The organism is Oceanospirillum sp. (assembly GCF_982874595.1).
On sequence record NZ_CEYNZH010000038.1, the window covers coordinates 22,362 to 33,097 of the forward strand.

The 10,736-nt window shown below is 50.9% G+C and carries 8 protein-coding genes and 2 tRNA genes; 9 read left to right on the forward strand and 1 reads right to left on the reverse strand.

Features of this window, described 5'->3' with window-relative positions; all coding sequences use genetic code 11:
* The first annotated feature begins 209 nt into the window (after window positions 1-209).
* Entirely contained in the window at window positions 210-950 is a 741-nt protein-coding gene (locus tag AC4GL5_RS13760; protein ID WP_490383374.1) for a substrate-binding periplasmic protein, read from the forward strand.
* 57 nt (window positions 951-1,007) lie between these two features.
* The gene (locus tag AC4GL5_RS13765; protein WP_490383366.1) at window positions 1,008-1,493 is read left to right on the forward strand and encodes a CinA family protein; all 486 of its coding nucleotides are present in this window, start codon (window positions 1,008-1,010) and stop codon (window positions 1,491-1,493) included.
* Window positions 1,494-1,500: 7 nt separating this feature from the next.
* On the opposite strand, the gene AC4GL5_RS13770 is transcribed toward AC4GL5_RS13765, so the two are convergent.
* Entirely contained in the window at window positions 1,501-3,495 is a 1,995-nt protein-coding gene (locus AC4GL5_RS13770) for a DNA topoisomerase III (protein WP_490383367.1), read from the reverse strand.
* A 268-nt stretch (window positions 3,496-3,763) separates the two neighbouring features.
* Between AC4GL5_RS13770 and recA the strand changes: the two genes are divergently transcribed.
* From recA to AC4GL5_RS13805, 7 genes are all read left to right on the forward strand, one after another.
* On the forward strand, window positions 3,764-4,849 hold the full coding sequence (gene recA, locus AC4GL5_RS13775; protein WP_490383368.1) for a recombinase RecA: 1,086 nt from the start codon (window positions 3,764-3,766) through the stop codon (window positions 4,847-4,849).
* A gap of 120 nt (window positions 4,850-4,969) precedes the next feature.
* The gene (locus AC4GL5_RS13780; RefSeq protein WP_490383369.1) at window positions 4,970-5,500 is read left to right on the forward strand and encodes a regulatory protein RecX; all 531 of its coding nucleotides are present in this window, start codon (window positions 4,970-4,972) and stop codon (window positions 5,498-5,500) included.
* 251 nt (window positions 5,501-5,751) lie between these two features.
* Window positions 5,752-8,382 (forward strand): alanine--tRNA ligase, encoded by a 2,631-nt coding sequence (gene alaS, locus AC4GL5_RS13785; RefSeq protein ID WP_490383370.1) that lies wholly within the window; start codon window positions 5,752-5,754, stop codon window positions 8,380-8,382.
* A gap of 142 nt (window positions 8,383-8,524) precedes the next feature.
* A complete protein-coding gene (locus AC4GL5_RS13790; RefSeq protein ID WP_490383371.1) occupies window positions 8,525-9,757 on the forward strand; it encodes an aspartate kinase in 1,233 nt (410 codons plus the stop codon).
* Between the two features lie 388 nt (window positions 9,758-10,145).
* On the forward strand, window positions 10,146-10,334 hold the full coding sequence (gene csrA, locus AC4GL5_RS13795; protein WP_490383372.1) for a carbon storage regulator CsrA: 189 nt from the start codon (window positions 10,146-10,148) through the stop codon (window positions 10,332-10,334).
* A gap of 92 nt (window positions 10,335-10,426) precedes the next feature.
* A tRNA-Ser gene (locus AC4GL5_RS13800) sits at window positions 10,427-10,519 on the forward strand.
* A gap of 28 nt (window positions 10,520-10,547) precedes the next feature.
* A tRNA-Arg gene (locus AC4GL5_RS13805) sits at window positions 10,548-10,624 on the forward strand.
* Window positions 10,625-10,736: the final 112 nt, after the last annotated feature.

The window sequence follows — 10,736 nt, forward strand, 5'->3', positions numbered from 1 at the left end:
AAACGTTTCTTCTTCGTGAAATGACCTTTGTTTCTTATCAACCCTTGATGAGCATCGAATAGTTAGGATTAACATAATCTTGCAGATGCTTTTGTTAAGTTTGCGCCTGTTCTGTCGAAAAGGATTACCGTGCAGAGTCTGAAAGAGGGTGTTTCAATGCGTAAAATGCCTGCTACAACCTGGATATTTATGGAGCGGAAAACGTCTTGATGAAAGTGACGCCCTATATTTTGTCATTATTTTTGAGTCTGGCTGCAAACCTGAGCTATGGCGCTTCGGTAAAACTCTATGCAGATAGTTGGGAACCTTATAATTATTCAGAAGATAGTCGCGTAGTTGGTATTGGTACGGATTTGGTACGGGCTGTTTTCCAACGGGCCGGCATTTCTTATGAACTCTCTATTCAGCCCTGGAAGAGGGCTTATCAAAATGTGTTGCGAGTGCCTGACACCGGATTGTTTGTTGTAAATAAGACGCAAGCCCGAAGCCCTTATTTCAAATGGGTTGGCCCCCTTTTTGAAACGAATGTTTTTCTCTATCGCCTCAAAAGTCGAAGTGATATTAAGATCGATACCTTATCGGATTTAAATGAATATCGGATCGGAGTTCTACGGGGTGGGGCGGTTGAAGACTATCTGTTAAGGAAGGGCGTTTCCCGTTCAGCTTTGGACTTACACAGCCATTCAACGATGCACCTGACAAAACTGCTTGCAGGTCGTAATGACCTCGTACCGGGTGATGAGGTGGACTTTCTCTATCAGGCAAAAAAGCTGGGGCGTGATATTTCAGAACTGGAAAGGGCTTATAAACTCTACCCCAGTAAATACTATCTGGCGGTCAATCTGAAAACACCTGATGATGTCATTGAGCGCCTACAGAATGCCCTGAATGAGTTGATCGAAGAGGGGTATCGTGAGCGCCTGATGGAGCAGCTGTTTCAACCTCTTTGATGCTGTTGCCGAATCCCCTATCATAGCCCTCCCATTCTGAACGCTTTTGGCTCACTTATGAATAACCCGCAACGTACCACTGTCATTGAGGCTCTGGCCGATCGGCTTCGTCAGCGTCGTGCTTTTATGGCCACGGCGGAATCCTGTACTGGTGGTGGTATTGCTCAGGCTTTGACGGCTGTAGCGGGAAGCTCGGCATGGTTTGATGCGGGGTTTGTCACCTATTCCAATCAGGCGAAAAGCCGCATGTTGGATGTACCCTCTGAAGTGATTGCCGGGCATGGTGCGGTAAGCGAAGCGGTGGTTAAGGCGATGGTTGCTGGCGCAGTGGCCAATAGCGAGGCCTCTTTTGCTGTTGCCGTCAGTGGTGTCGCTGGTCCCGGAGGTGGCAGCCCGGAGAAACCGGTCGGCACCGTTTGGATCGCCTGGGGTGACGCCGACAGTATTCAGGCTGAGCGCTTCCTGTTTGATGGTGACCGTGAAGCGGTTCGGGAACAGACCATCGATACTGCCCTGTCCCGTCTGCTCGGTTTTCTGTCCTAGGTTAAGCTCAGGTTTTCGCTTTTGGTTTGCGGCTCGGGTATTTTCTGCCTGAGCTCGCGGCCCCTGATTTACCAACCGTTCCCGCCTTGCTTTTGGCACCTGTATTGCCACTGCTTTTACGCCGTTTCTTAAAGGGGCTTTGACCTTTCAGTCCCGCAAGACCGCTCATCTGTTGAGCCTTTGCCTGATCGACCAGCGCTTTCAGATCCTCCAGCATCGGCAACATAAAATCGTTATAGCGCTTGGCCTTCTGGCTGATCGCGTCTAACTGGCTTTCCCACTGGGCGGTGCGATCCGGCAGAGTAGTGGATTCCGGCAGATTACGAATCAGGGCCTGACCTGAGTCTGTGGATAAAACGAGTTTGTTCTGCCGACGGATAAAGCCCCGTTTTATCAACAGCTCAATAATGCCTGCCCGGGTGGCTTCTGTGCCTAAGCCATCGGTTTCCTTCAGGATCTTTCGAATCTCGGCATTCTTCACAAAACGGCTGATCCCCGTCATCGCAGCCAGTAGGGTTGCATCGGTAAAGTGCTTCGGCGGTTGAGTTTCCTTTGCTAATAACTCGCCATGGCTGCACCAGAGAATATCGCCTTGTTTGAAAGCTGGCAGATGCTGCTCTTCCGGTTCCTGTTTCAGCAGGGGCTTCCAGCCGAGATCCTGATTCTGTCGCGCCTTGGCAATAAAGTGGCCGCCTTTGATCTCAAATTCGGCGACTTGCGCCAGATAGCGGTAGGCCGGGAAAAACTGCGCCAGATAATACTGGGCAATCAGGCGATACACTTTCTGTTCCGTTGCCGAAAGACGGCTGATATCAGAGCTTTTTCCGGTAGGGATAATCGCATGGTGCGCATCCACCTTACTGTTATTCCAGGCTTTGCTTTTCAGCTCCGGATTAGCCTTAGAGACAAACGCAGCTAGATGCTCGGTACCCAGATTATTGCCAATAGCCCCTAAAATCTGATGACGGTCGCCCCACTGTTCGGTGGGCAGATGGCGGCTGTCCGAGCGGGGGTAGGTGATCAGGTTATGTCTTTCATACAGGCTCTGGCAGGTATCCAGCACTTGTTGGGCGGAAAGCCCGAACGCCTTATTAGCGGTGATCTGCAGCTGCGACAGGTTAAAGGGCAGCGGTGGCGCTTCGCTTTTCTGTTTCTCTTCCAGTTTGATGACCTTGGCAGGCTGCTGAAAAATGCTCTGTACCACATGTTCTGCCAGCTTACGGTTGATCACCCGGCCTTCATCATCCTGATGGGGCAGGCAGGCGTCGCTGGGAATCCATTTGGCAGTAAAGCTGACGGGATCTCCTTCAGCGGGCTGAATATGAGCCAGCACCTCATAAAAGTCTTTCGGCCGGAAATTGGCGATCTCCTGATCCCTGCGTACCACCAGACCCAGCACCGGAGTCTGTACACGGCCAACGGACAGCACACCGCTATAACCGGATTGCTGGCCTTTCACCGTGAAAGCGCGGGTCAGGTTGATGCCGTACAGCCAGTCGGCGCGGCTGCGGGCGAGGGCAGAGGTTGCCAGCGGAATAAAGTCACGGTTAGCTCTTGGGTTCTCAATTGCTTTTTTAACTGCAGCCGGAGTCAGATCGCTGATCAAAACCCGCTGGGCGTTTTTAATCTTATTCACAGGTGGCTTAAGGTAGCTGATCACCTCATCCACCAGCAGCTGTCCTTCGCGGTCCGGATCTCCGGCGTTAACCAGTTGGCTGGCTTTCTTCACCAGCTGGCGCAGCACGGTCAGCTGCTTGCGGGTCTGGCTTTTAGGTTTTAACTGCCATTCTTCGGGAATAATCGGCAGGCTATCCAGCTGCCATTTTTTCAGGGCAGGGTTATAACTTTCCGGATCAGCCTGTTCTAGCAGATGGCCGATACACCAGCTGACGCAATCACCATTAGCCGCTTCGATGTAACCATCGTGCTTCTTGTGAGGCTTGGGTAAGACCGCAGCGATTGCGCGTCCTAAACTGGGTTTTTCCGCAATATAAAGTTTCATCAGACTGCCAGACCGTTATAATTTGCTACTATCGTTTTAACCTGTTCCCAGAGCTGTCAAAACATAGGTTTTATCCAGTGTTTTACAGGATAATTTCCGGTTAAGGGAGCAGGCTTAAAGCTTAATTTTTATCCTGATTTTTCGCTATCTATTTGATTCTAAAGCACTTTGAATATGTGCTTCAGATAGGCGCTGGGAATACTGTACACCTATACTGTTTTCATATACAGTATTCCGCAGTTTAAGGATCTCAATCGAAAGGTGTGTCATGTCTGATCAAGAAAATCGCAAGAAAGCTCTCTCCGCCGCATTAGGCCAGATCGAACGTCAGTTTGGTAAAGGCGCAGTGATGCGCATGGGCGAACAGCCTCGTGAAGCTATTCCTGCGGTATCCACTGGCTCTCTGGGTCTGGATGTTGCTTTGGGTATTGGCGGTCTGCCTTTCGGTCGTATCGTTGAGATCTACGGTCCTGAATCTTCCGGTAAAACCACGCTGACGCTTCAGGTGATTGCTGAAGCGCAGAAGATGGGTAAAACCTGTGCCTTCGTTGATGCGGAGCACGCACTGGATCCTATCTACGCTGAGAAGCTGGGTGTGAATCTGGATGACATGCTGGTCTCTCAGCCGGATACCGGTGAGCAGGCGCTGGAAATTACCGACATGCTGGTACGTTCCAACGCGGTAGACGTGGTGATTGTTGACTCCGTAGCAGCACTGACCCCGCGTGCCGAGATCGAAGGTGAGATGGGTGATTCACACATGGGTCTGCAGGCGCGTCTGATGTCTCAGGCACTGCGTAAAATTACCGGTAACATCAAAAACGCCAACTGTCTGGTGATCTTTATTAACCAGATTCGTATGAAGATCGGTGTCATGTTCGGTAACCCTGAAACCACTACCGGTGGTAACGCGCTGAAATTCTACGCTTCTGTTCGTCTGGATATCCGTCGTACCGGTTCTGTGAAGCAGGGTGATGAGATTGTAGGTAACGAAACCCGCGTTAAGGTTGTGAAGAACAAGGTATCACCGCCGTTCAAACAAGCGGAGTTCCAGATCATGTACGGTAAGGGTATCTACCACGCCGGTGAAGTGATCGATCTGGGTGTACAGCATAAACAGGTGGACAAAGCCGGTGCCTGGTACAGCTACAAAGGCAACAAGATCGGTCAGGGTAAAGCCAATGCCGCTCAGTACCTGCTGGACAACCCGGAAGTGATGAACGAAATCGACGGCGCGCTGCGTGAGCTGCTGTTGGCGGCTCCGGCTGCGAAAGAAGAGAAAGCCGCTGCTGATGCGAAAGCCGACAAGCAGGCTGCCGCAGCAAAAGCACTGGCCGGAAAAGATGCTGAATAAGCGCTAGTGGTCTTCGCACAATAAAAAATCGACGTTTCTGTTTTATTACGCAAAGCAGATGCAGTCGATTTTTTTGTCTTAGCCTTAAAGCTATGGCGTTCTAGATGCGAGTGATAAAGTATGGCAAAAAAACTGGCTGAGACTGAATCGGAATTGTTTCAGATGGCGATGGAGTATCTCGCCCGAAGGGATCATGCTGAGAAAGAGCTGCGTCAGAAACTGAGTACCAAGCTGGATAAAGAAAATCCGGATGGCAGTAAGTGGTTGGATGTTGTCATTCAGAAACTGCAGGAGCTGGGGTATCAGAGTGATGAGCGTTATATCGAGATGCTGGTGCGCGCCCGTACCGAACGCGGCTATGGCCCCCAGTTTATCCGTCAGTATCTGCAGCAGTACCAGCTGGATAGCCTGCTGATCGAAGAGTATATCGATCCAAAGGACAGGGCCTGGAACGAGCGGGCATTAGTCCAGCTGGAAAAGAAATTCCGTCAGCCAACCAGAGACTTTAAAATCCGCCAGAAGCAACAGCGGCATCTTTATCAGCGGGGATTCTCCGGTGACAATATCCGTTGGGCTCAGGCAAGATTTGATGAGTCCGGTTTTCTGGATGAGACCGATCCCGATGATGATAACGACAGCCGCTTTTTCTGAATGTTACGTCGCTTGTTTATGCTCAGAATCACCCAAAAAGGGATAACCTGATCCCTTCTCTGTCATTATCAGACTAAATAACCGTTTTTATCCCCGAACAGCCCAAAAGTAATACTACCTTTCCTGTGGTTAGGTCTTATAATGTTGGCCTTTTGTTTGGGATAAGCGTCAGCCTGCTTCCTACCGGATCAGGCCTTTTAGACTCTGCTTAGTCGACCAATGTACTTGCATTAGCCAACGGACCCAGTTGTATGAAAAGCGCAGAAATTCGCCAGGCTTTTTTGAACTTCTTTAAGTCAAAAGGCCATCAGATTGAATCCAGTAGCTCACTGGTGCCCGCCGATGATCCAACCCTGCTGTTTACCAACGCAGGTATGAACCAGTTTAAAGACTGTTTCCTCGGTCTGGAGAAGCGTCCTTACACCCGCGCAACCACCTCTCAGAAGTGTGTTCGTGCCGGTGGTAAGCACAACGACCTTGAAAACGTGGGCTACACCGCCCGTCACCATACCTTCTTTGAAATGCTGGGTAACTTCAGCTTTGGTGACTACTTCAAACAGGATGCGATCAGCTATGCCTGGGAGTTTCTGACTTCTGCGCAGTACATGGGTATCCCGAAAGAGAAACTCTACGTTACCGTTTATGAGTCCGATGACGAAGCATACGACATCTGGACCAAAGAAGTGGGTGTGCCGGAAGCGCACATGATCCGCATCGGTGACAACAAGGGTGCGCCATACGCTTCAGATAACTTCTGGGCGATGGGTGATACCGGTCCTTGCGGTCCTTGTACCGAAATTTTCTACGACCACGGTGAAGATGTTGAAGGTGGCCTGCCGGGCACTCCGGAAGAAGATGGCGACCGCTTTATCGAGATCTGGAACGTGGTATTTATGCAGTTTAACCGCTCTGCTGATGGCGAAATGCATCCGCTGCCGGCACCTTCCGTAGATACCGGTATGGGTCTGGAGCGTATCAGTGCGGTGATGCAGCACGTACATGCGAACTATGAAATTGATCTGTTCCAGAGCCTGCTGAAAGCGACCGCTGAAGCGGTGGGTTGTGCCAACGATGACAACCCGTCTCTGAAAGTGATTGCCGACCATATCCGCTCGTGCAGCTTCCTGATTGCTGATGGCGTGATTCCTTCTAACGAAGGCCGTGGTTATGTGCTGCGTCGTATTATCCGTCGTGCCTGCCGTCACGGTAACAAGCTGGGTGCGAAAGGTTTGTTCTTCCACAAGATTGTGGATGCTCTGGTTGCCGAGATGGGCGAAGCCTTCCCGGAACTGAAAACCCAGCGTGACACGATTGTTCGTCTGCTGAAGTCGGAAGAAGAGCAGTTTGCGAAAACTCTGGAGCAGGGTCTGCGTATTCTGGAGCAGGATCTGGCTGAGCTGAAAGGCAAAGTGATTCCGGGTGATGTGGTATTCAAACTGTATGATACCTACGGTTTCCCGATGGATCTGACCGCCGATATCGCCCGTGAACGGGATCTGGAAATTGACGAAGCTGGTTTTGAAGCGGCAATGGACGCACAGCGTGAACGTGCCCGTGCCGGCAGCAGCTTTGGTCTGGATTACAACAGTCTGATCAAAGTGGATCAGGACACGGTATTTACCGGTTACGAAGCAACTCAGGGCGAAGGCAAAATCATCGCGCTGTTCCGAGACGGCCAGGAAGTCGACCGCCTGAACGCGAGCGAAGAGGGTGTGATCGTACTGGATCAGACACCTTTCTATGCCGAATCCGGTGGTCAGGTAGGCGATTGCGGTACGTTAACGTCCGCTGGCAACCGTTTTGATGTGCGTGATACCCAGAAAGCGTCTAATGCTCACGTTCACCACGGTGTACTGGCGGAAGGCTCTCTGGCGAAAGGCGATAGCGTAAATGCTCAGGTTGAAGTAGACCTGCGTGACCGTACTGCCCGTAACCACTCGGCAACGCACCTGCTGCACGCCGCACTGCGTCAGGTACTGGGTGAGCATGTTCAGCAGAAAGGCTCTCTGGTGGACAGCCAGCGTTTCCGTTTCGACTTCAGCCATTTTGAAGCGATGACCGATGAGCAGATCGCTCAGGCGGAAGCGATTGTTAACGCTCAGATCCGCGCCAATACCCCGGTTCAGACCGAACTGATGGAGCTGGAAGCCGCTAAAGCAAAAGGTGCGATGGCGCTGTTCGGCGAGAAATACGCCGGTGAAGTACGCGTGCTGACTATGGGCGCAGACGATTTCTCCATCGAGCTGTGTGGTGGTATCCACGCTAAGCGCACCGGTGATATCGGCTTTATCCGTATCACTTCTGAAGGTGGTATCGCTTCCGGCGTACGTCGTGTTGAAGCGGTCGCGGGTGCTGAAGCTCTGGCGTACACCCAGGAGCGTGAAGCGCAACTGTCTCAGGCCGCATCTCAGCTGAAAACCAAACCGGAACAGCTGGTTGAGCGTCTGAGTGCGTCTATGGATCGCAGCAAACAGCTGGAAAAAGAGCTGGAGCAGCTGAAAGCCAAGCTGGCGAGTGCTGCGGGTTCTGACCTTGCCGGTCAGGCGGTTGAGATCGGCGATGTGAAACTGCTGGCGATGCACGTTGAAGGTGCTGATGGTAAATCACTGCGTGATTTGATGGATCAGCTTAAGAATAAACTGGGTCGTTGTGCACTGGTTCTTGCGGCCGTGAACGGTGACAAAGTATCCCTGATCGCCGGTGTCAGCAAAGACCTGACCGGACAGATCAAAGCGGGCGAACTGGTTAACCATGTTGCGACTCAGGTCGGCGGCAAAGGTGGCGGTCGTCCTGATATGGCTCAGGCGGGTGGTAGCGATCCTGCTGCTCTGCCTGCAGCACTGGAATCAGTGCAGGCCTGGGTGGAATCCAAACTGGCATAATTTATCCTTGAGATAAGAAATGCGCCCTTCGACCCGAAGGGCGCTTTGCTGTTTACCGGATTTTCATACCGGCCTGGAAAGGCTGAAAAACGAAACAAGCCCGGTCTACCGGGTGAAAACAAACCCTAACGGAACGCTGATAATGGCTCTTTACGTTCAAAAATTTGGTGGCACCTCGGTAGGTTCCATCGAGCGTATCAAGGCCGTAGCTGAAAAGGTGAAAGGTTACCGCGCAGAAGGCCACGACGTAGTTGTGGTTGTTTCTGCAATGAGTGGTGAAACCAATCGCCTGATCGCACTGGCTCATGAAATTAATGAAGACCCGACTCCCCGGGAAATGGATATGCTGGTATCCACCGGTGAGCAGGTTACGATCGCTCTGTTGTCGATGACCCTGAATACGCTGGGTTGCCCTGCGGTATCTTACACAGGTCCTCAGGTGAGCATTACCACCGACAGCTCCCACACAAAAGCCCGTATTAAGCAGATCGATGATCAGAAGATCCGTAACGATCTGAATGAAGGCCGCGTGGTAGTTGTCGCGGGTTTCCAGGGTGCGGATGAAAACGGCAACATTACCACGCTGGGTCGTGGTGGTTCCGATACCACAGGTGTAGCTCTGGCGGCGGCTCTGAAGGCTGACGAGTGCCAGATCTTTACCGATGTTGATGGTGTTTACACCACGGATCCAAGGGTTTGCTCCAAAGCGAAACGTCTGGAAACCATTACGGTTGAAGAGATGCTGGAGCTGGCGAGCCTTGGTTCTAAGGTTCTGCAGATCCGCTCTGTTGAATTTGCCGGTAAATACAATGTTCCCCTGCGGGTTTTGTCCAGTTTTGACGACCAAGGCCCGGGTACTCTGATTGTTGCTGAGGAAGCTGACGCGATGGAAGATCCATTAATCTCAGGTATCGCCTTCACGGCGAATGAAGCCAAACTGACTGTTCTTAATGCGCCGGATGTACCGGGCGTTGCTTCTAAGATTCTGGGGCCGGTTGGTGCTGCGAATATCGAAGTGGATATGATCGTACAGAACGTTGCGCCCGATGGTAAAACCACTGACTTTACCTTCACCGTAAGCCGTGGCGATTACAAGAAAGCCCGTCAGGTGCTGGAAGGTGTGGTTGCTGAGCTGGGCTCTGGTGAGATCTCAGGTGATAACGCCATCGCTAAAGTCTCGCTGGTGGGTGTGGGTATGCGCTCTCACGCTGGTGTTGCTTCTAAAATGTTCCAGGTACTGTCTGACGAAGGCATCAACATCCGTATGGTTTCCACCTCTGAGATCAAGATCTCCGTGGTTATCGACGAGAAGTTTATGGAGCTGGCGGTACGTGCACTGCACACCGCATTTGGTCTGGATAAAGAAGAAGAGTAAGCCTCCTTCTTACCGGACTTATAAAGAAAGCCTGCAGCCTAGCTGTGGGCTTTCTGTTTTTTAGGAGCCTGTTTTGTTCGGTGAATCAATTTTCAGTCATTGATTGATTTCGGCTATAGGTTTTTCCTTTTTGTTCGATAGTTTTAGCCGACAATCTTTTTTGAATCTGCTAACGTAAGATTAAAAGGAAGCAAATTGTGCAATGTGGTCTTTTATTTACAGCAAAAGCTGCTTTAACATAAAGTTATGACAGTTAAGTGTTGAGCTGAAGCTAATTTACCGCATAATATGCGCTCTTTTTACAAGATGGTCTCTACATCCATCTTTTAAAGGCCAGAGTCTAGCCGAGATAAATTCTGGCACCCCGAGGAAATAAGGAGATTCAACCATGTTGATTTTGACCCGTCGTGTTGGCGAAACCCTGATGATTGGTGACGAAGTAACCGTAACGGTTCTGGGCGTTAAAGGTAATCAGGTTCGTATCGGTGTTAATGCACCAAAAGAAGTTGCTGTTCACCGTGAAGAGATCTATCAGCGCATCCAGCGGGAGAAAGAAGACTCTTCAGGAAATGCATAAGACTCTCTGGTAACTATCGGGAAAATAACTAAAATTTTTTCGATACAAGAGTAGACAAGTTAAAAAAACGTGGTATTATTTGCCGCGTGTTTGGAGAGGTGGCCGAGAGGCTGAAGGCGCTCCCCTGCTAAGGGAGTATAGGGTTTGTAGCCCTATCGAGGGTTCGAATCCCTCCTTCTCCGCCACTTTTTTCGGTTAGTTTTAATCGATAACCCGCTCGTAGCTCAGCTGGATAGAGTACCTGGCTACGAACCAGGCGGTCGGAGGTTCGAATCCTCCCGAGCGGGCCATTATTAAATAATGGATAAAAGTGGTAACTCATGTCAGATGATTATAAATTTCTGAATTCACCCGCTCGTAGCTCAGCTGGATAGAGTACCTGGCTACGAACCAGGCGGTCGG